21 protein-coding genes are annotated in these 20,534 nt (G+C 69.1%); 9 read left to right on the plus strand and 12 right to left on the minus strand.

Annotation, left to right across the window (positions count from 1 at the left end; translation table 11 throughout):
• The first annotated feature begins 89 nt into the window (after positions 1-89).
• Genes E0H45_RS32500 through E0H45_RS32510 form a run of 3 tightly spaced genes read left to right on the plus strand, consistent with a single transcriptional unit; the run spans position 90 to position 1,775 of the window.
• Positions 90-947: a bifunctional methylenetetrahydrofolate dehydrogenase/methenyltetrahydrofolate cyclohydrolase gene (locus tag E0H45_RS32500; protein ID WP_131344546.1), complete on the plus strand. Its 858-nt coding sequence runs from the start codon at positions 90-92 to the stop codon at positions 945-947.
• A 46-nt stretch (positions 948-993) separates the two neighbouring features.
• The gene (locus E0H45_RS32505; protein ID WP_131344548.1) at positions 994-1,263 is read left to right on the plus strand and encodes a DUF3017 domain-containing protein; all 270 of its coding nucleotides are present in this window, start codon (positions 994-996) and stop codon (positions 1,261-1,263) included.
• Between the two features lie 44 nt (positions 1,264-1,307).
• Positions 1,308-1,775: a GNAT family N-acetyltransferase gene (locus tag E0H45_RS32510; RefSeq protein WP_131344550.1), complete on the plus strand. Its 468-nt coding sequence runs from the start codon at positions 1,308-1,310 to the stop codon at positions 1,773-1,775.
• Between the two features lie 8 nt (positions 1,776-1,783).
• Here E0H45_RS32510 and purH read toward each other — a convergent pair whose 3' ends face one another.
• The 3 genes from purH to E0H45_RS32525 are packed head-to-tail and all read right to left on the minus strand — an operon-like array spanning position 1,784 to position 5,224.
• Positions 1,784-3,343, minus strand: a complete 1,560-nt coding sequence (purH, locus tag E0H45_RS32515) for a bifunctional phosphoribosylaminoimidazolecarboxamide formyltransferase/IMP cyclohydrolase (protein ID WP_131344552.1) — start codon at positions 3,341-3,343, stop codon at positions 1,784-1,786.
• On the minus strand, positions 3,340-3,963 hold the full coding sequence (gene purN / locus E0H45_RS32520) for a phosphoribosylglycinamide formyltransferase (protein WP_131344554.1): 624 nt from the start codon (positions 3,961-3,963) through the stop codon (positions 3,340-3,342). The genes purH and purN overlap by 4 nt, the downstream gene beginning before the upstream one ends.
• A gap of 10 nt (positions 3,964-3,973) precedes the next feature.
• Positions 3,974-5,224: a cell division protein PerM gene (locus E0H45_RS32525; protein ID WP_131344556.1), complete on the minus strand. Its 1,251-nt coding sequence runs from the start codon at positions 5,222-5,224 to the stop codon at positions 3,974-3,976.
• A gap of 175 nt (positions 5,225-5,399) precedes the next feature.
• Here E0H45_RS32525 and E0H45_RS32530 point away from each other — a divergent pair, with 175 nt between their 5' ends.
• Complete coding sequence (locus E0H45_RS32530; protein WP_131344558.1) at positions 5,400-6,731, plus strand: hypothetical protein; 1,332 nt, start codon at positions 5,400-5,402, stop codon at positions 6,729-6,731.
• Between the two features lie 46 nt (positions 6,732-6,777).
• Here the strand turns inward: E0H45_RS32530 and sucD are convergent, their stop codons facing one another.
• Both sucD and sucC read right to left on the minus strand, forming a co-directional pair.
• Positions 6,778-7,668, minus strand: a complete 891-nt coding sequence (gene sucD / locus E0H45_RS32535; RefSeq protein ID WP_130382925.1) for a succinate--CoA ligase subunit alpha — start codon at positions 7,666-7,668, stop codon at positions 6,778-6,780.
• Positions 7,669-7,682: 14 nt separating this feature from the next.
• Positions 7,683-8,855, minus strand: coding sequence for an ADP-forming succinate--CoA ligase subunit beta (gene sucC, locus E0H45_RS32540; RefSeq protein WP_131344560.1), 1,173 nt, complete (start codon positions 8,853-8,855; stop codon positions 7,683-7,685).
• A gap of 129 nt (positions 8,856-8,984) precedes the next feature.
• Between sucC and E0H45_RS32545 the strand changes: the two genes are divergently transcribed.
• A complete protein-coding gene (locus E0H45_RS32545; RefSeq protein WP_131344562.1) occupies positions 8,985-10,655 on the plus strand; it encodes a glycoside hydrolase family 13 protein in 1,671 nt (556 codons plus the stop codon).
• A 45-nt stretch (positions 10,656-10,700) separates the two neighbouring features.
• On the opposite strand, the gene E0H45_RS42635 is transcribed toward E0H45_RS32545, so the two are convergent.
• From E0H45_RS42635 to E0H45_RS32565, 5 genes are all read right to left on the minus strand, one after another.
• Positions 10,701-10,844, minus strand: coding sequence for a hypothetical protein (locus tag E0H45_RS42635; RefSeq protein ID WP_165546677.1), 144 nt, complete (start codon positions 10,842-10,844; stop codon positions 10,701-10,703).
• Positions 10,841-11,701: a carbohydrate ABC transporter permease gene (locus E0H45_RS32550; RefSeq protein WP_131344564.1), complete on the minus strand. Its 861-nt coding sequence runs from the start codon at positions 11,699-11,701 to the stop codon at positions 10,841-10,843. Before E0H45_RS32550 ends, E0H45_RS42635 begins: the two co-directional genes overlap by 4 nt.
• A complete protein-coding gene (locus E0H45_RS32555; protein ID WP_131344566.1) occupies positions 11,701-12,756 on the minus strand; it encodes a carbohydrate ABC transporter permease in 1,056 nt (351 codons plus the stop codon). The genes E0H45_RS32550 and E0H45_RS32555 overlap by 1 nt, the downstream gene beginning before the upstream one ends.
• Positions 12,757-12,852: 96 nt before the next feature.
• Positions 12,853-14,142 (minus strand): ABC transporter substrate-binding protein, encoded by a 1,290-nt coding sequence (locus tag E0H45_RS32560; protein ID WP_238155459.1) that lies wholly within the window; start codon positions 14,140-14,142, stop codon positions 12,853-12,855.
• Between the two features lie 392 nt (positions 14,143-14,534).
• Positions 14,535-14,954, minus strand: a complete 420-nt coding sequence (locus E0H45_RS32565) for a coenzyme B12-dependent isobutyryl CoA mutase small subunit (RefSeq protein WP_131344570.1) — start codon at positions 14,952-14,954, stop codon at positions 14,535-14,537.
• A gap of 133 nt (positions 14,955-15,087) precedes the next feature.
• Between E0H45_RS32565 and E0H45_RS32570 the strand changes: the two genes are divergently transcribed.
• The 4 genes from E0H45_RS32570 (at position 15,088) to E0H45_RS32585 (ending at position 18,905) form a co-directional block, all read left to right on the plus strand.
• On the plus strand, positions 15,088-15,939 hold the full coding sequence (locus tag E0H45_RS32570; protein WP_131344572.1) for an esterase/lipase family protein: 852 nt from the start codon (positions 15,088-15,090) through the stop codon (positions 15,937-15,939).
• Positions 15,940-16,290: 351 nt separating this feature from the next.
• Positions 16,291-17,052, plus strand: a complete 762-nt coding sequence (locus E0H45_RS32575; protein ID WP_131344573.1) for a M23 family metallopeptidase — start codon at positions 16,291-16,293, stop codon at positions 17,050-17,052.
• A 42-nt stretch (positions 17,053-17,094) separates the two neighbouring features.
• Positions 17,095-17,613: a DUF6886 family protein gene (locus E0H45_RS32580; protein ID WP_131344575.1), complete on the plus strand. Its 519-nt coding sequence runs from the start codon at positions 17,095-17,097 to the stop codon at positions 17,611-17,613.
• A 38-nt stretch (positions 17,614-17,651) separates the two neighbouring features.
• Complete coding sequence (locus E0H45_RS32585; protein WP_131344577.1) at positions 17,652-18,905, plus strand: lanthionine synthetase LanC family protein; 1,254 nt, start codon at positions 17,652-17,654, stop codon at positions 18,903-18,905.
• Here E0H45_RS32585 and E0H45_RS32590 read toward each other — a convergent pair.
• Together E0H45_RS32590 and E0H45_RS32595 are read right to left on the minus strand one after the other, a co-directional pair.
• On the minus strand, positions 18,877-19,437 hold the full coding sequence (locus E0H45_RS32590; RefSeq protein ID WP_131344578.1) for a hypothetical protein: 561 nt from the start codon (positions 19,435-19,437) through the stop codon (positions 18,877-18,879). The genes E0H45_RS32585 and E0H45_RS32590 overlap by 29 nt on opposite strands.
• A gap of 97 nt (positions 19,438-19,534) precedes the next feature.
• On the minus strand, positions 19,535-20,524 hold the full coding sequence (locus tag E0H45_RS32595) for a glycosyltransferase (RefSeq protein WP_131344580.1): 990 nt from the start codon (positions 20,522-20,524) through the stop codon (positions 19,535-19,537).
• Positions 20,525-20,534 lie beyond the last annotated feature (10 nt).

Here is a 20,534-nt window from a genome sequence, read left to right on the forward strand (position 1 = left end):
CCGCGTCGGGGCGCTCGACGGGGCGTGGTTGGTGAGTGGGGGCGGTCCGGGTAGGGGTCCGGGGTCGGTGCGTGGCAGACTCTGGGGTCGTGACGGCGCAGATTCTGGATGGCAAGGCGACGGCGGCGGCGATCAAGGACGAGTTGAAGGTCCGGGTCGCGAAGCTCGCCGAGCAGGGCGTGGTGCCCGGGCTCGGCACGATCCTGGTGGGTGACGACCCGGGCAGCCGGGCGTACGTGGCGGGCAAGCACCGCGACTGCGCGGCGGTCGGGATCTCCTCGATCCAGGTCGAGCTGCCGGCCACCGCGACCCAGGACGAGATCGCCGCGAAGGTGCAGGAGCTCAACGACAACCCGGAATGCACCGGCTTCATCGTCCAGCTCCCGCTCCCCAAGCACGTCGACACGAACACGATCCTCGGCCTGATCGACCCCGCCAAGGACGCCGACGGCCTGCACCCGGTCAGCCTCGGCAAGCTCGTCCTCGGCCAGGACGGCCCGCTGCCGTGCACCCCGAAGGGCTGCGTGGAGCTCCTCCGGCGGTACGACGTACCGATCGCCGGCGCGCACGTGGTCGTCGTCGGCCGCGGGGTGACCGCGGGACGGCCGATGGGCCTGCTGTTCACCCGGCGCAGCGAGAACGCGACCGTGACGCAGTGCCACACCGGCACGAAGGACCTGGCCGCCGTCGTGCGTACCGGCGACATCGTGATCGCCGCCGCGGGGTCGGCCGGCCTGATCACCGCGGACATGGTGAAGCCCGGCGCCGTACTCCTCGACGTCGGCACCAGCCGCAGCGCCGAAGGCAAGATCGTCGGCGACATCGAGGCCGCGGCCCGCGAGCAGGCCGCCTGGATCGCGCCGATGCCCGGCGGTATCGGTCCGATGACCCGCGCGATGCTCCTCACGAACGTGGTCGAAGCCGCCGAATCGAGCCTCCCCCAGTGATCCCCGGCAGTACGGCGTACGCGGCCGAGCTGGGTGTGGCGTGCTGATGGCGGGTGAGGCCCAGCGCCGGAGCCAATGGCCCCTGGCGTTGACGCTCCTGGTCGCGCTCGCCGGCCTGGTCGTGCTCTGGTTCTACAACTGGCGCAACGGCGTCTTCGTCTTCGCCGGCGCGGTAGGCCTCGCCGGCCTCCTCCGAGCCACCCTCTCCGACACAGCCGCGGGCCTCCTCCACGTCCGCAGCCGTATGTTCGACATCATCTTCCTCCTCCTGACCGCGACCGCCATCGCAGTACTCGCCATCATCGTCCCCAACTGACAAGTCAGCTGCGGGAGACTGCCGGCATTGGAATAATCAGGCGGATGGTCACCCTTCGCCCTGCCACTGCTGACGACGGGCCGACGGTTGCCCGGATCTACGTCGACTCATGGAACGACGGTTTCCAAACGCTGATGCCGACCGCGGTGCTGGACGCCGGGCGGATCGCCCGCTGGTCGGAAACCCTTGCTGGCGGCAACTGGTGGGTTGCCGAGGTCGACGGCGTCACCGCGGGCTTCGTCGGGATCGGACCGAGCCGGGACCCGATCGACCCCGACCTGGGTGAACTCGACACGATCGCCGTCGACCCGCCGTACTGGCGCCACGGAGTCGGCACCGCCCTCATGCAGAAGGCCCTCGACGAACTAGCCGCGCAGTACGACGAAGCAATCCTCTGGACCCTCGCCAACTACCCGCAGGGCCAAACCTTCTACACCAAGACCGGCTGGACCCAAGCCCCCGAATCCCGCGACAACGGTCACCAGGTCTCGTACCGCCGCCGCTTCAGATAGTCCGGAGATCAGTGGAAGAAGTGGCGGGTTCCGGTGAAGTACATGGTGATGCCGGCTTTGGTGGCGGCTTCGATGGCTGCTTCGTCGCGGATGGAGCCGCCGGGCTGGACCACTGCTTTGACGCCGCCTTCGATGAGGACCTCGAGGCCGTCGGGGAAGGGGAAGAAGGCGTCGGAGGCGGCGACTGAGCCGGTGGCGCGGTCGCCGGCGCGGGAGACGGCCAGGCGGCAGGAGTCGACGCGGTTGACCTGGCCCATGCCGACGCCGACCGAGGCGCCGTCGGCGGCGAGCAGGATCGCGTTGGACTTGACCGCGCGGCACGCCTTCCAGGCGAACGCGAGATCGGCGAGCACCTCGTCCGAGGCGGCCGACCCGGCGGCGAGGGTCCACGCGGCCGGGTCGTCACCTTCGGCCTGGAAACGGTCGCGGTGCTGCAGCAGCAGGCCGCCGCTGATCGCGCGCAACTCGACCGTCTCGTCCGCGGAGACAGCCGGTGCCACGAGCAACCGAATGTTCTTCTTCGCCTGTAGGATCTCGACGGCGCCGTCCTCGAAGGCAGGCGCCACCAGCACCTCGGTGAAGATCTCCGCGACCTGCTTGGCGAGGTCCACCGAGACCGGGCGGTTCGTCGCGATCACACCGCCGTACGCCGACACCGGGTCGCACTCGTGCGCGCGCCGGTGGGCCTCCGCGATGTCCTTGCCGACGGCGATCCCGCACGGGTTCGCGTGCTTGATGATCGCGACCGCCGGCTCGCTGAAGTCATAGGCGGTACGCCGGGCCGCGTCGGCGTCGACGTAGTTGTTGTACGACATCTCCTTGCCGTGCAGCTGCTCCGCCGCGGCCAGCCCGCCCTTGCCGTTCAGGTACAGCGCGGCCGGCTGATGCGGGTTCTCGCCGTACCGCAGGACGGCGGACTTCTCCCACGAAGCACCCACCCACGCAGGGAATCCGGACCCCTCGCTCGAGTCGGTGAGCACGTTGCCCATCCAGGACGCGACCGCGATGTCGTACTCCGCCGTGTGCACGAAGGCAGCGGCCGCCAACCGGGCCCGCTCCTCCAGCGAGAAACCGCCCTCCTCGAGCGCGGCGAACAGCGCCGGGTACTGCGCGGCCGACGTCACCACCGCGACGTTCGCGTGGTTCTTCGCCGCGCCACGCACCATCGACGGCCCGCCGATGTCGATCTGCTCGATGCACTCGTCGACCGACGCGCCGGACGCGACCGTCTCGGTGAACGGGTACAGGTTGCTCACCAGCAGGTCGAACGGCTCGACCCGCATCTCCCGCAGCTGCTCGACGTGCTCGTCCCGCCGTACGTCGGCCAGCAGCCCGGCGTGCACCATCGGGTGCAGGGTCTTGACCCGCCCGTCCAGGCACTCCGGGAACCCGGTCAGCTCCTCGACCTTGGTCACCGGCACGCCGGCCGCGGCGATCCGCGCCGCGGTGGAACCGGTCGACACCAGCTGGACACCGGCGGCGTGCAGCGCGGAAGCGAGCTCCTCCAGACCGGTCTTGTCGTACACGCTGATCAGCGCGCGGCGGATCGGCCTGCGGTCGGTGCTCACTTCAGTCGAACCTTTCGTCCAGTGATAGTCCAGCCCTGCCGGACCAGGCGGCCGACCCACTCCACCAACTGGCGGCGTTCGACGTCCTTGATCCGTTCGGTCAGGGCTTCTTCGGTGTCGTCGTCCTCAACCGGTACGACGACCTGCGCGATGATCGGCCCGGTGTCGACGCCGCCGTCCACGAAGAACAGCGTCGCCCCGGCGACCTTCACGCCGTACTCCAGCGCGTCCCGGGGCCCGTGGATCCCGGGGAACGCCGGCAGCAGCGCGTTGTGGGTGTTGATGTAGCGGTCGCCGAACGACTCCAGGAAGTCGTCGCCGACCAGCTTCAGGAAGCCCGCCGACACGACCAGATCAGGCTTGTACTGCGTGACGGACGCAGTCAGCGCACGATCCCAGTCAGGGCGTGACGGGTACTCCTTCACCTTGTGCACGAAGGTCGGCACCCCGGCGGCCGCGGCCCGGTCCAGGCCGGCGATCCCGTCGCGGTCGGCGCCGACGGCGACGACCTGAGCGCCGTACGTCGGGTCGGCACAGGCGTCCAGCAAGGCCTGCAGGTTCGACCCCGAGCCCGACACGAGCACGACAAGGCGCGCAGAACCCGGGTCAGAAGCAGTCACGGCGGGAAGCCTATCGCCCGCTGTCGGCCTCTCCGTCAGCCGGTCGCCGCGCGGAGACCACCGCGGCCGTGATCGCGGCCCCGATCGCCATGCCTGCCGCCAGTACGCCGGCCGCCGGCAGCGCCCCCGGAACGCCGACCGCGGACATCCGCCCGGGCCCCGCCGATCCGCCCGACAGCGCCATCAGCGCGAACACGATGACGCCGGCGACGAGCGCCGCCATCGCACCGCGCAGCGCGAACGCGTCCCATCCCAGCGCGTCAGCGTCCCGCTCCGCGAGCCCCCGCCGTACGACGACCAGACCCGCGACCGCACCCGCGACCAGCGGCACCACGGCCGTCAGCACCAGCAGGTACGACGGCGTGGCGCCGTCGGCAGGTACTGCGGCCAGCAGCGGGAGCGCCGGCAGGTTCCCCACGTCCACGCCGGTCGGCGCGATCGTCGTACCGACCCCCAGCTGGAACCCGGGCCCGGCGAGGAACGCGACGACGTACAGCACCATGTTCGGCACCAGCATCAGGCAGATCGCGAACAGCACGACCGACCCGATCGCGCCGGCGTCCAGAAGTTCGAGCATCCCGGTGATCCGGGAGAAGTGGATCGCGAGCAGTACGCCGTACAGCAGCGAGGCGATCGCGATCACGGTCAGGACGGCGGCCATCGCGCCGGTTACGGCGTCCCGCAGACCGGCCGGTGTGGCGTCCGCGAGGTCCTCGGCCGCTCCGGACTCGACCGCGATACCCGCGAGCCCGGCCACCAGCGCCAGCGAGAACGTGCCCAGGAACGCGGACAGCGGCGACACCTTGAGCGAGCCCTCCGCCGTGAGCAACGCCACGACGAGCCCGCCGAGGCCGTAGACGAACGCGAACGCCCCGGCCAGCGCGATCAGGTCCCTGGTCCGGTCGGCGGCGCTGGACCGGGCCGCCGACTTGCCGCCGCGGTACAGGCACCAGGCGAAGAACAGTGTCAGGCCGAGCGGCGCGATGCTGATCCGGCCGGTGCCGATCGACACCCCGGCCTTGTGCGCGATCAGCCAGGCCGACGCTCCGGCCCGGACCGCGCCGGACGCACCGCCGAACGTCGCGCCCAGCCAGCCGATGACGGCGACCGCGGCGCAGGTGAGCAGACCCGTCAGCAGACACGCTCCGGCTGAGATCACGGCCGACACGACCAAGGGCTTGGTCTGGGCCGCGATCTCCGACGTGGGCGGAACGCTCGTCTCGCCGTCCCGGGCGCCGGGGCGGCTCAGCATGTCGGTCATCTGACTCCCATCGTCTCCCCGGTCACGGACGCCACTCGTCCTGACACGCCGGATGTGGGAGACTTCAGCCCGCTTGCTCACGCTCAGTTCACAGGTGTTCGCCTGTTGGTAGCTGAGTGGGAGCGGGGTGGGTTCACCCGGTACTGTCGGGTGGAATCAGTCAGGAGGACGAGCTTTGGCCGGTTCCCACCGTGCATCACGCGGCGGCGGTCGCGCCGCTGCCCGGGAGGCACGCCGTCAGAAGGCGCGCAAGCGGAACCAGACGATCGCAGCAGGCGTCGCGGTCGTGGTGCTGGTCGGCGGCGGCGGTGTCGCCGCGCTGAACGCGTTCGGCGGCGACGAGGAGCCGGGTGCGAAGGCCGGCAACGGCCCCTCGGACGACAAGCCGACCAATTCCGACGTACTCGCCGACGACAAGGCGCTGCTGGACGCCGCGGGCGCGAAGACGCTCGGCGCCACCGGCACCTGGGCGGTCACCAAGACCGCGGACGGAGACTCGGCCCCGGACAGCGCGTTCGCCTGCCAGTCGCAGCGGTTCGCCGACCCGTCCGGCCTGCGGACCTGGGTCCGCACCCTGCAGAACTCGGCCACCAAGGACACCGCCGTCCAGTACGTCGACGTGTCGAACGACAAGGCTACCGCTGCCAAGACCTACAACACGGTCGTCCACTGGCTCAGCCAGTGCACGACGCCGCAGACCCGGCTGTCGGCCGGTTACGTGACCACCGGCGTCGGTGAGCGCGGCGTGATCGCCGTCTTCGGGCAGGTCCCCGGCGCGAAGACGAAGTACAAGACCGTCGCGGTCACGCTCGCCGGGCAGGCGACGATGGTCATCGAGCACGACACGATGGCCGCCACGCCGCCCCGGCCGGACGTCGTGCTGGCCACCGCGAGCGCGGCGGCGAAGAAGATCTGCGCCCAGACCGGCGGCTGCGCGACCGGCGCACCGATGGTGAAACCGGCCCTGCTGCCGAACACCGACACCCCGGGCTTCATGGCGTCGGTCGACCTGCCGCTGCTGGACGAGATCGACAAGCCGTGGGTAAGCGCCGTCGCGACGACCGGTAAGGGCACCGGATGCGAGAGGTTCGACCTCAAGAAGGCGAAGGCGGCGAAGTACGGCACGGTCACGTATGTGACTCCAGAGGCGAAGGTGCCGACCGAGTTCGGGTTCGACGACACGGTCGCCAAGTTCGCCACCGCAGCCGCGGCGTCGAGCTTCGTGAGTCAGGTCAAGAAGAACGTCGACGCCTGCGAGAAGGACGTCTCGAACGCGAAGGTCGAGTCGACCGGCACGGTGAAGACCAACACGATGTCTGGCAAGAGCTGGAAGGCGACGTACGACACCGGCGACGGGAAGAAGTTCGTCTACCGGATCGGGATCGCCGAGTCCGGGAACCGGGCGGTCTACCTGCTCTTCCCGGTGCTGAAGGAGCTGGACCTCACCGACGCGGCGTTCAACGAGACGCTCGCCCGCGCGGTCGACCGCTCCGCCGCCTACAAGTAGAAACGGGACCCACCCCCGAAGGGGCAGGTCCCGTTTCGGCAACGACCTACTTGCTCAGGCCCTGCATGATCTCGCGCATCAGGTTGGCGGTCTCGGACGGCGTCTTGCCGACCTTCACGCCGACGGCCTCGAGGGCCTCCTGCTTCGCGGCCGCCGTACCGGACGAGCCGGAGACGATCGCGCCGGCGTGGCCCATCGTCTTGCCCTCCGGCGCGGTGAAGCCGGCGACGTACCCGACGACCGGCTTGGTCACGTTCTCCTTGATGAACGCGGCCGCCCGCTCCTCGGCGTCACCACCGATCTCACCGATCATCACGATCGCGTCGGTGTCCGGGTCGTCCTGGAACGCCCGCAGCGCGTCGATGTGCGTGGTCCCGATGATCGGGTCGCCACCGATCCCGATCGCGGTCGAGAACCCGAAGTCCCGCAGCTCGTACATCATCTGGTAGGTCAGCGTGCCGGACTTCGACACCAGACCGATCCGGCCCTGGCCGGCGATGTCGGCCGGGATGATGCCGGCGTTCGACTCGCCCGGCGTGATGATGCCGGGGCAGTTCGGGCCGATGATCCGGGTCTTGCCGGACGCCTGCGCGGCGGCGAAGAACGCGGCGGTGTCGTGCACCGGCACGCCCTCGGTGATCACCACGACCAGCGGCACCTCGGCCTCGACGGCCTCCAGTACGGCGTCCTTGGTGAACTTCGGCGGGACGAAGATGACCGACACGTTCGCGCCGGTCTCCTTGACCGCGTCGGCGACGGTGCCGAACACCGCGACCGCCTTGCCGTCGAAGTCCTGGCTCTGGCCCGCCTTACGCGGGTTCACGCCGCCGACGATGTTGGTGCCCGAGGCGAGCATCCGGGTGGTGTGCTTGGTGCCCTCGGAGCCGGTCATGCCCTGGACGATGACCTTGCTGTCCTTGGTCAGGAAGATAGACATTGTTCGGCGATCCCTTACTTCGCAGCCAGCTCGGCGGCGCGCTTGGCGGCGCCGTCCATCGTGTCGACCCGCTCCAGACCGGCCAGGCCTGCCTCGTCGAGGATCCGGCGGCCCTCCTCGGCGTTGTTGCCGTCCAGCCGGACGACCAGCGGCTTGGCGACGTGCTCGCCGCGGCTCGCCAGCAGCTCGAACGCCTGCACGATGCCGTTCGCGACCGCGTCACAGGCGGTGATGCCGCCGAAGACGTTCACGAACACGCTCTCCACCTGCGGGTCGGAGATGATGATCTCCAGGCCGTTCGCCATCACCTCGGCGCTCGCGCCGCCGCCGATGTCGAGGAAGTTCGCCGGCTTCTGCCCACCGAACTCCTCACCGGCGTACGCGACGACGTCCAGAGTCGACATGACCAGACCCGCGCCGTTGCCGATGATGCCGACCGAGCCGTCCAGCTTCACGTAGTTCAGGCCCTTGGCCTTGGCCGCCGCCTCCAGCGGGTCGGCCGCCGAGACGTCCTCGAACTCGGCGTGGTCCGGGTGCCGGAAGTCCGCGTTCTCGTCCAGCGTGACCTTGCCGTCCAGCGCCTCGACGTTGCCGTCCTCGAGCTTGACCAGCGGGTTCACCTCGACCAGCGAGGCGTCCTCGGCGATGAACACGTCGTACAGCTTGACGATCTCCGGTACGACGGCGTCGATCACGTCGGCCGGGTACTTCGCGGCGACCGCGATCTCCCGCGCCTTCGCCTCGTCCACACCGGTCGCCGGGTCGATCGAGATCTTCGCGACCGCGTCCGGGTTCGTGTGCGCGACCTCCTCGATCTCCATGCCGCCGGCGGCGGAGGCGATGCAGAGGTAGTTGCGGTTGGCCCGGTCGATCAGGAACGAGAAGTAGTACTCCTCGGCGATCGCCGCGGCCGGGACGATGTTCAGGATCTTGACGACGTGACCCTTGATGTCCAGCCCGAGGATCTCGCGGGCCTTCTCCTCGGCCTCGTCCGGGCTGCTCGCCAGCTTGACGCCGCCGGCCTTGCCGCGCCCACCGGTCTTGACCTGGGCCTTCACGACCACCCGGCCGCCGATCTTCTCGGCCGCCGCGCGGGCTTCCTCCGGAGTCGTGACGACCGCACCCACGGTCGTCCGCACTCCGTGCTTGGCGAAGACCGTCTTCGCCTGGAATTCCATCAGATCCACGAGTGTGGTCCCTCTCTCGCCTGTACGGGGCTTCTGACAGTAGCCACCCTCGTGCCGGGAGCAACAGGCGGGGTCCCGGCTGAGACGACCGTCACAGCCTCCCTCAGGCCCCATGTCAGGCTAGATCACATGACCGATCCTGAGATCAGACCAGCTGACGACTGGTGGCGTAGCGCCGTCGTCTACCAGGTGTACCCGCGCTCGTTCGCCGACGCCGACGGTGACGGAACCGGCGACGTGAACGGGATCCGCGCCCGGCTGCGGTACCTCGCCGAGCTCGGCGTCGACGCGATCTGGATCAGCCCGTGGTACCCGTCCCCGCTGCTCGACGGCGGGTACGACGTCGCCGACTACCGCGACATCAACCCGGAGTTCGGCACCCTCGCGGACGCGGACGCGCTGATCGCCGAGGCGCACGCGCTGGGGCTGCGGATCCTGATCGACCTGGTGCCGAACCACTGCTCCTGGGAACACCCGTGGTTCAAGGCCGCGCTGGCGGCGGACAAGGGTTCTCCGGAACGGGACCTGTTCTGGTTCCGGGACTCCGAGGACGGCCTGCCGCCGACCAACTGGCCGGCCGCGTTCGGTGGCGGCGCCTGGCAGCAGATCGACGACGGGCAGTGGTACCTGCACCTGTTCGACATCTCCCAGCCGGACTGGAACTGGGACAACCCGAAGGTGATCGAGGAGTTCGACGCGATCCTGCGGTTCTGGTTCGACCGCGGCGTCGACGGGTTCCGGATCGACGTCGCCGACTCGATGGCGAAGGACCCGGCGTTGCCCGACGTACCGCTGCACAACGGGGAGCCGACGCGGGAGAAGTACGTCGGGAACCCGTTCTACGACCAGCCCGGGGTGCACACCATCCATCAGCGCTGGCGCGCGATCGCCGACGAGTACGCCGATACGCCGCAGGGGCCCCGGGTCTTCGTGGCGGAGGCGTGGCTGTCGCCGGCCGAGCGGCTGGCGCAGTACGTGCGGCCGCACGAACTGCACTCGGCCTTCAACTTCGACGCCCTGCGCGCTGCGTGGGACGCGAAAGAGCTGCGTGAGGTCATCGACCACACCACCGACAACCTGTGGGCGGTCGGAGCGCCGGCGACGTGGGTGCTGAGCAACCACGACACGATCCGGCACCGCACGCGGTACGGCCGGGACCATCGGGACGCGTTGGAGGGTGCGGGCGTCGTACCGACCGATCTGGAGCTCGGGCTGCGCCGGGCGCGAGCCGCCGCGCTGCTGGAACTGGCGCTGCCCGGTGGCGCGTACATCTACCAGGGTGACGAGCTCGGGCTGCCCGAGGTCGAGGACCTGCCCGAGGACGTGCTCGACGACCCCACGTGGGAGCGTTCCGGGCACACCGTCCGCGGGCGCGACGGCTGCCGGGTCCCGATCCCGTGGTCCGGCTCCGAGCCGCCGTACGGCTTCAGTGCTATTCGCAAACCCGCCCCACCACCCAATAGGCCGGGCACGGCTCAGCCGTGGCTTCCGCAGCCGTCCGATTGGGCGGGTCTGACCGCCGAGGCCCAGGCCGGAGACCCCGGCAGTCACCTCAGTCTCTACAAGGCGGCTCTCAAGATCCGTCACGAACACCCGGCCCTCGGCGAAGGCCGCCTCGCCTGGGACCCGGACGCCGCCGAGGGCATCCTGTCCTTCACCCGCGATCCCGGCTTCCGTTGCGTCGTGAACGCCAGCGACAGCGCGATCGCCCTGCCCGCCCACGAGAAGGTCCTGCTGAGCAGCGAGCCGCTGCCGAACGGCGAACTCCCGGTGGACACCACCGTCTGGCTCCAGGTCTGACCCAAAGGAAACGGCCGGAGCGTTGGCTCCGGCCGTTTCTTTGTGTCAGCGGTTCCGCAGGCGATCGCGGGCTTCGCGGTCCCGGCGGTCCCGGTCCTCGCGATCGCGGCGGTCCCGGTCCTCGCGGTCCCGCCGGTCCCGGTCTTCCCGGTCGCGGCGGTCCCGATCGGCCCGATCCCGCCAGCTCACTTCACGCCACCTGCCGTGAGGCCGGCGACGATACGGCGCTGGAACAGCAGTACGGCGATCACGAGCGGGATCGTGACCACCACACCGGCGGCCATCTGGCTGCCGAACGGTTGGTCGCGGCCCGTCGTACCGGTGAACTGCGAGACGATCACGTTCGCCGTCTGGATCGACTTCTTGTTGGTCATGCTCAGCGCGATCAGGAACTCGTTCCAGGCCGCGATGAACGTGATGATGGCGGTGGTGAACACACCGGGCGCCGCCAACGGGATGATGACCTTGCGGAACGCCTGGGCCGGCGTACAGCCGTCCACCATCGCCGCCTGCTCGAGCTCCTGCGGCATCTGCCGGAAGAACGACGTCAGGTTCCACACCGCCAGTGGCAGCGCGAACGACAGGCTCGGCACGATCATCGCCTGGTAGGTGTTGATCCACTTGATGTCGACGAACAGCTTCAGCAGCGGCACCACCAGCGAGATGCCCGGGAACATCGACGTGGTGATGATGATCGCCAGTACGACGTTCTTGAACTTGAAGTCCAGCCGCGCCAGGGTGTACGCCGCGATCATGCCGATGACCAGCGTCAGGATCGTCACCGTTCCGGCCACGATCAGGCTGTTCAGCAGCCCTCGGCCGAAGCCGTTGGGCCCGGCGAACACGTCCTTGAAGTTCTGGAGCGAGATCGGCGCCGGGATGATGTCGTTCGAGAACTGGTCGGACGGCCGGCGGAACGCCGAAACCACCATCCAGTAGAACGGCGCCAGGCAGTAGAGGACGATGATCAGCACGCCGATCAGCGGCAGCCACTTCTTGATCCACGCGTGCTCGCCGGCCCGGATCTGGGGGATGTCACTGGCCATCAGATACTCCTCCCGGAACCGGACGCCGCGCTGACGCCGACCGCCGCCGTCGCTGCCGCGGCACCCGCGCCACCGTTCTTCTTCCGTCGCCCGCCACCGGGCTTCTTCGCTCGGGCCTCACCGATCACGTCGGCACCGAGGATCTTCACGAACAGGTAGGCGACCACCGCGACGTAGAGGAACAACAACGTCGCATACGCCGCCGCCGGCCCGAAGCGGACATTGGATGCTTCGTCGTACGCGAGCATCGAGAGCGTCTCGACCGAGTTCTTGTGCTGGCCGACCAGGACGAACGGCAGGTCGAAGATCCGCAGCGTGTCGAGGATCCGGAACAGCACTGCCACCAGCAGCGCCGGCTTCACCAACGGCAGCGTGATCCGGGTGAAGGTCCGCCAGGCGTTCGCTCCGTCCACCTTCGCGGCCTCGTAGACCTCGGCCGGGATGGTCTGCAGCCCGGCCAGGACCAGGAGGCCGATGAAGGGCGCGGTCTTCCAGGTGTCCGCGATCACCACCGAGAGCTTCGACTGCCAGCCCTCCGTCGACCACAGCACCTGGGAACCGAGCAGGGTGTTGGCGATGCCGTCGGCCTGGAAGATCCACTTCCAGAGCAGCGCCGAGATGACGGTCGGGATCGCCCACGGGACCAGGATGCTGGCCCGGACGAGGCCCCGGCCCTTGAAGGCCTTGTGCATGATCAGCGCCATCGCGACGCCGAGGACGGTCTCCAGGACCACACACACCACGGTGAAGAACGTCGTGTTGTAGAACGCGTTCCAGAACCGGTCACCGGTCTCGCCGCGGAAGATGTCCAGGTAGTTGTCGAGCCCGACGAAGGTCGAGCCCTTGACGATGAAGCCGTTCTCGTCGAGCCGCTGCCCGCTCTGGAACAGCGATTCCTTCAGCGCCGAGATGATCGGGAACAGCACCACCACGGCGAGCACGAGCAGCGTCGGGGAGAGCAGTATCGCGGCCAGCCGGCCGGTGCCCTCGTTGAACCGCTGCTGGCGCTTCGATGTACTGGCCGGTCCTTCCGGGACCGGCGTGCTTGCAGTCACCTGTGCCTCCTTAGTTTCCCGGGCGACCCCGGGCAGGGACTGGCCGGGGCCGGTGTGTGGTCACAACCTCCCCACACACCGGCCCCGGCACGACGGTCAGTTCGTGATCAGCGTCTCTAGCTTGGTCTGCAGGTCGGCGAGCGCCTTGTCCGGCGTCACCGTCGAGCCCGGCTTCAACGTGTCGTACGCGGCCGCCTGGATCGCGGCCGTCACGTCGCCGTACTTGACCACCCGCGGCCGCGGCTGCGCACCGAGGATCGAGGCCTTCAGCGGCGCCAGGTACGGGAACTGCTTGGTCAGCGCCGGGTCGTCGTACAGCGAGGCCCAGCTCGGCGCCTGCGACGTCTTCTCGATGTTCGCCTTCTGGCGCTCTTCGCTCGCCATGAAGTTGATGAAGTCGAGCGCGGTCGCCTTGTTCTTGGCGAACGAGCTGATCGCGTAGTCGTGACCACCGAGCGACGAGACACCCGGGCCGGTCTTGCCCGGCAGCGGCGCGACCGCGAACTTACCGGCCACCTTCGACGAGCCGTCGGTCGCCTCGGCCTTCGCGTACACGTACGGCCAGTTGCGCAGGAAGAGCAGCTTGCCCTCCTGGAACGCGCGCCGGCTCTCTTCCTCCTTGTAGGTGATCGCGGCCTTCGGGATGGCGCCGGTCTTGAACCCGTTCACCAGCTCCTCGAGACCGGCCTTGGCCTCCGGGGTGTTGACGTTCGGCTTGCCGTCCTTGTCGACGATCACGCCGCCGGCCGAGTTGACCGCCTCGGCGAAGTTGACGGTCAGGCCCTCGTACTTCTCGAACTGACCGGAGTAGCAGCTCATGCCCTTGGCCTCGGGCAGCGCGGCCACCTTCTGGCAGGCGGCGAGCATCTCGTCCCAGGTCTTCGGAGCCTCCGCGATACCGGCCTTGGTCAGCAGGTCCTTGCGGTAGTAGAGCAGGCCGCCGTCGGAGGTCACCGGCACGCCGTACAGCTTGTCGCGGTACTTCGCGGTCTCCACCGTCGCCGGGATCAGCTTGCCCAGGTCGGGGACCTTGTCCTCAGGGATCTGGGTGACCCACTGGTTCGCCGCGAACTCCGACGTCCAGACAACGTCCATCGACAGCACACTGAACGCGTCGGACTGGGCCTGCGCGTTCTGGATCATCTGCTGCCGCTGCGCGTTGGCGTCCTCGGGGAGCTCCTTGAGCTCCACCTTCTCGTTCGGGTGCGACGCATTCCAGGCATTGAGCTGGTTCTGCAGGTTTCCGGACGTGTCCTTGCCACTGGCAAGGGTGATCGGTCCCCGGCCTTCGAGCGCTGCGGCCGAGCTGCCCCCGCTACCGCTGCTTCCGTCGTCGCCACCACCACACGCGGTGGCCAGCAGCGCGAAGCTGCTTGCGACGGCCACGAAAGCCGTCCTGCGTGCGTGTGATCGTTCAAACCTCATCGTTTACCTGCCCTCTCCCGAGTGGGACATCGCTTGGTCCTGCGGCGGCCGATCGCATTCCCCCACCGCGCTGCGATCCGCCATGTCCGGACAGTAACCGAGATCGGGGCCGATGTGTTCTGAGCCACACACATGTTCCGTCTCGGCGGTCTCTGAACCGGACAGCCGCATGGCTGTATGCGACCGCGTTTGGGAAGCCCGCACAACCGGGTATTTCTTAACGATTCGGTATTACCGATTAGTAACCTGGCTGAACCGGGCAGGACTGTTCAGAACGACTCCGGGCAGTCGTCATCACGCTCCGGAGCGGATGCGCGACTCCGTTACCGCACTGGAATCATGCTGAGCGGGCCTCAGGCCGGGGAGGCCGACGCGTCGCCGACGTTGCCGCGGACCCACTGGACGATCTCGGTGGTCGTCGCGCCCGGGGTGAAGATCTTGTGCACGCCGAGCTCGGCCAGCGGCTGCAGGTCGGCGTCCGGGATGATGCCGCCGCCGAACACCACGATGTCCTCGGCGTCCCGCTCGGCCAGCAGCTCGCGGACCCGCTTGAACAGCGTCATGTGCGCGCCGGACAGCACCGACAGCCCGATCGCGTCGGCGTCCTCGGCGATCGCGGTCTCGACGATCTGCTCCGGGGTCTGGTGCAGCCCGGTGTAGATGACCTCCATGCCGGCGTCCCGCAGGGCACGGGCGACGACCTTGGCGCCACGGTCATGACCGTCCAGACCGGGCTTGGCGACGACAACGCGCAACGGGCTCGTAGCAGACATGTGGGCAGGCTAACCGCTGCGTTCCTCACGGATAAGACACGGCGGCGTGTGTTCCCCCACACGTGGAACGGGAACCGGTTACCGTTGAAAGTGATCGGACCACCGGGGGGTCTGGTTTGGTGAGGAGGCGCGCATGGGCTCCTGGCAGGACGACGTCCGCGGCGCACTGGACGGACTCGCGTACGGCGCCCGCTCCGCACTCTCGCCCAGCGTGCTGCACGGCGCGGCGGTCGAGCTCGGCTGGCTGACCACGCACCTGGCGATGTACCCGCTCGGCCTGGTCAGCGGCTCTCCCGCACTTCCCGCGCGACTGAACCTGACCGGCCTCGGTCCGGCCCAGCGCGGCCTGCTGGTCAGCGACATCCGGGCCGCCGGTACGCCGATCCTGCTCGCGCACGGGATCATCGACAACCACACGGTCTTCGCGATGATGCGCCGGCACCTGGTGCGGCGCGGGTTCAGCAGCATCCACACGTTCTCGTACTCACCGCTGACGCTGGACGTACGCCGTACCGCGGAACGGATGGGCCGCGAGATCGAAGCGCTCTGCGAGGCGTCCGGATCCGACCAGATCCACGTGATCGGGCACAGCCTCGGCGGGCTGATCGCGCGGTACTACATCCAGCGCCTCGGCGGCGACGCCCGCGTGCACACCTGCGTGACACTGGGGACGCCGCACCAGGGCACGGCCGCGGCCAAGCTGCTGCCGTGGCCACTGGTGAAGCAGGTCCGGCCGGACAGCGACCTGATGGCGGAACTGGACGAGCCGGCGCCGGACTGCGGGACCCGGTTCATCGCGTTCTACAGCGACGTCGACCAGTTGATCGTGCCGCAGCGGCGGGCCCGGATCAGGCACCCCGATCTGCTGGCGAGCAATGTCCGCGTCCACGGCGTGGGCCACCTGTCCTTGCCGTTCCACGGCGAGGTCGTGCACCGCATCACCGGCGTACTGGCCCACCTGGACGAAGCACCCAAAACTGCCTGATCGGGAAGCTTTCTGGGCGATTCCGGCCGATGCACGTGCAGCCGCTCATGCAAAGGTTTCGTGAAGGAGCCCCGAAAAAGGGGGTGGCGGGGTTTGTCACCCTGTGACCCTTCCGTTATGGTCTGTGAGTCCTCCCGGGGAATAAACCCCCCGAGAGGAGGAGAGAGCTTCCCCCTCGCTTTCCCCTTAGCCCCTCCCCTGTGACCGAAAGGCCACGTTGTGTCCCAGCACCGTGCCGCGGGAGACCGCGTCACGCCCGGCAACGCTGCGCGCAAACCCGGCGCAGGACGTCACAGTGCCAAGCATCGCGTCGCCAGGCGTAATACCCCCACCAGCTCCCAGATCGTCGGTTTGACCGCTGCGCTCGCCGCAGCAGCCGGAGCTGTCGGCTTCAGCCACAGCTCGCTGGCGTCACCGACCCAGGCGAACTCCGCGGTCAACCTCGCCGCGCTCAGCCTGGACAGTGGGCAGCAGCTCTCCGGTATCACCACGGCACGCATCCAGGCGCGCCAGCTCGCCACCCGTGACTCCTCCCGGGTCCAGCTGGCCGACACGACGACCACCAAGAAGCAGTCCGCCGCCGCGAAGCTGGCCCAGGCCCGCGCCGCGAAGCTGAACGCCACCCAGGCCCTCACCGCGAAGCGCGCGAGCGCGCTGGCCACCGCGAAGGCGAAGCAGGAAGCCGCCGAGCAGAAGGCCCGCGAGTCGGCCACCCGCTGCGAGATGATGGTCTCCGGCTACCACATCACCGCGACCTTCGGGCAGGGCGGCAGCCGCTGGGCCCGCAACCACACCGGCACCGACTTCGCCGCCCCGATGGGCACCCGGATCGGCGCCGTGATGAAGGGCGTCGTGATCTTCGCCGACTGGGCCGGCCCGTACGGCCGGCAGGTCCAGGTCCGGCACGAGGACGGCACCGTCACCTGGTACAACCACATGTCGAAGTTCAGCGTCGAGGTCGGCGAGACCGTGTACGCCGGTGACCAGGTCGGCGCGGTCGGGATGACCGGTAACACCACCGGCCCGCACCTGCACTTCGAGGTCCGGCCGGACGGCGGCGAGCCGATCAACCCGATGCCGTGGCTGCGCAACCACTGCGGTCTGAACCCGTAGCCCCCGCGCACCGCACCACAACCTCTGACTAAGCTGCCAGGCATGCGTCCGGCTGCCGGCGAGGTTCTGCATTTCTCCGAGGATCCGACCATCGAGATCTTCCGGCCGCACGTCGCGAAGACGGCGCAGCAGGCCACGGCGTACGTCTGGGCCGTCGGCCACGACCGCGCGCCGGACTACTGGTTCCCCCGCCAATGCCCGCGAGCGATGGCCTGGGTCGGACCGAACACCACTCCCGAGGACCGCGACCGGATCATCGGCGCCGGCTCCGGCTCCCGCGTCCACGCCGTCGAGTACGGCTGGCTGGACGCGATGCGCTCCGTCGAGCTGTACGCGTACCGCCTCCCGGCCGACGCCTTCGTCGAGCACGACGCCGCCGTCATCGCGACGACCGAGGTACGACCTCTCGGTACGCCGGAGCGGGTCGGCGATCTGTTCGCGCTGCACGAGGAGGCCGGGATCCAGTTGCGTGTCCTGCAGCGGCTGCACGACTTCTGGGCCGCGGCCACCACCAGCACCCTCGAGTGGAGCGGCATCCGGCTCCGGAACGCCCAGCCATGACGTACGGCGAGATCGGCGAAACGGCCTGGGGTTGGGTCATGGACCAGGTCCGGTGGGATGACGACGGCCCGTGGATCCCCGATTTCGGCGACAGCGACAGACCGGACAAGTACCCCGACGGGATGCACAGCGGCGTCGGTGGTCTGGGGCATGTGCTCGCGGAGATCCGGCTGACGCGGCAGTGGACGCCCGCCGAGCAGTCGTTGGCCGTCGGGATCGCCGATCGGCTGCGCGCGGGGATCCCGACGGCCACGTGCACCACGTTCTTCGACGGACTGGTCAGCTCGATCGGAGTGCTCACCGCACTCGACCAGCCGGGCACGAGCGCCGCGCTGGAACGCCTTCAGGCGTTGGCGACCGCGAACGGCTGGTCGGAGAGCTTTCTCGACGAACCGAGATACACCCCAGGTGCCGTCGGCAACGACGTGACCCTCGGAACAGGCGCGATCCTGCTCGGTTCCCTGTGGGCGACCCGCCGCGGTGAGGACGCGTCGGCGCTGGCGAACCGGGCCGCGGATCTGCTCCTCGGCGAACAGGAGAAGCTGCCCACCGGCGTCAACTGGCAGTTCGTGTCTCGCCGGTTCCGCACCGACGAGCCGACCGAGATGCCGAACTTCTCGCACGGCCTCGCGGGGATCGCGGCGGTGCTCGCGGTGGCCGGCGTGGAGCTCGGGCGACCTGAGCTCGTCGACGTGGCGCGGCGCGGGGCCGAGCACCTGGTGACGCTCGGAATCAACGACGACAAAGGCTTTCGGGTACCGCGGGTGATTCCGTGGGCGGAGCGGCACGGCGACGAGTACACGTTCAACTGGTGCCACGGCGGTGCTGGGACCGCGTCGGCGTTCAGTGCGCTCGAGTACGCCGACGTACCCGAGATCGCCGGTGAGACGCCGCAGACGTGGCGTCACCGATGTCTGGACGGCGTGCGGTACTCCGGCATCCCCGAGCGCCTCCATCCGGGTTTCTGGGACAACGACGGCCGCTGCTGCGGTACGGCGGGTGTCGGCGACGCGTTCCTCGACGCGTGGCACCGCGACGGCGACGAGCAGGACCTGGAGTTCGCCGTACGGATGGGTGACACGTTGCTCGAGCACGCCTACCCGGAGGGGTACTGGCGGTTCGTCGAGTACCGCGACGAGGATCCGTTGCTGCGGCCGGGCGTGGGCTGGATGCAGGGCGTGGCCGGGATCGCGGCGTACCTGTTCAGGCTCCAGCGGGTGCTCGGCGGCGATCAGCGCGCCGTCGAGCGGATGGAGAACTGGTTCAGCGCTGCCAGACCTCGGCGGTCGTGAGGAACGCGGACGACCCCGGCCGGTCCGGTGAGCCGTCGACCTGAACGAAACCGGGCACCGAGGCGCCGCCGATCGAGACCGTCGCGGCGCGGACCGGGGCGATCACCAGGCTGAGGCTGTGGTTGCCGTCGGCAAGCTGGAAGTTGTCGGTCGCGAACAACCGCCGGTCCAGTACGCCGCTCATCTCGATCTGGATGTCCGCGGCCTTGGCGCTCAACCCGTCGGCCAGGTTCATCGAGACCTGGACCAGGTCGCGTTCGACGGCCGGCTCGTGCCACGGCAGGCCCTGGACCTCGAGGAACGAGCGGACGAAGTACCGCTCCAGCCAGGAGGCGAGATCGACGTCCTCGGACACCACGCGGACGATCCCGTCGAACCACAGCACCACCGCCGTACCCGGGCCGCGGATCGACCAGTCGACCATCCAGATCGACGCGTACGCCGTCACCTTGCCGTTCTCGTCGAACAGCCGGAGGCCAGGATTCGCTCCCGCCAGGATGATCCGGCGGTTACTGGCCGACGACTTGGACATGAGCGGGCGCTTCCGGGAGGGGGCCGAAGATCCTTGATTGTCTCAATCTCCGGGTCAGATGCAACGCAAACCCCCACAAAGCTTCACCTGGATCTGTTCAAGGCCGCCACGGATGGGCCTGCTCGGCGGCGGCGACCGGGTCATCCGGCCAGACGATCGGGTGGGTTGCGACGCCTGCGCGGCCCGGTAATGCCCACGCCGCATCGACTGCGGCCAGCAGGGCCTCGGCGGTCACCGCCGGGGAGTAACGCTCCGTGATCCAATCCCGCGCCGCACCACGGACGGGATCCTCCGCCGGTACGTCGACCAGCTCCAGCGCCCGATCCGCGAGCAGATGCGGCCGCGCGTCGTCGATCCGCCACGTGCCAGGCGCGTCGAACAGCTCCTCGCCGCCGCCTGCGGGGTATCCGACGACCAGGCAACCGGCGGCGAGCGCCTCCGCGACCGGCAGGCCGAAGCCTTCGGAGATCCCCAGTGCGACGAACACGGAGGTCCGGCCGAGTGCCTCGACCACCTGGCTCTCGCTGAGCTCTGCGAGGACGGCCAGCTGGACTCCGTCGGCTCGCGGGTCGTTCCGCAGCAGCCGCTCCAGCACGGACGCCTCGAGCGGACGACGACGCGGCATCCAGGCGATCTGGCGGGTGCGCGCCGGCCCGGGCCGAAACAGGTCGGTGTCGATCGGATTGGGGACCAGGCGGACCGGGAGTTCCGGATGCAGCCGGCCGAGCACGTCATGGCTCTCCTGCGACACGGCCCAGACCTCAGGCGCCGGGTCCCAACCCGGATACCCGGCAGTGTCGCGCCACGACCAGAAGGTCAGGAAGTGGTTCTGGTTGAAGATCACCTTCCGCACGCCGGGCGCGGGATCCACCCCCGGCAGCAGGTACAGCTCCGGTACGACGAGCAGGTCGTCGGCGCCCAGCTCGAGCTGGTCGTTCCCGAGGATCGGCGCGGTCGTCTCGAACCACGGCAGCCGGTAGCCCGGCGTGCGGAACCACAGCGCGGCCTCGATCCCCGCGGCGCGCAGCAGCTCGACGTGGCGGGCCTGGACCCTGATCCCACCGCCCGGAGAGTCGGGCTCCTTCACGGCATAGATG

The sequence above is a fragment of the Kribbella soli genome, from assembly GCF_004331345.1.
GTDB classification, from domain to species: Bacteria; Actinomycetota; Actinomycetes; order Propionibacteriales; family Kribbellaceae; genus Kribbella; species Kribbella soli.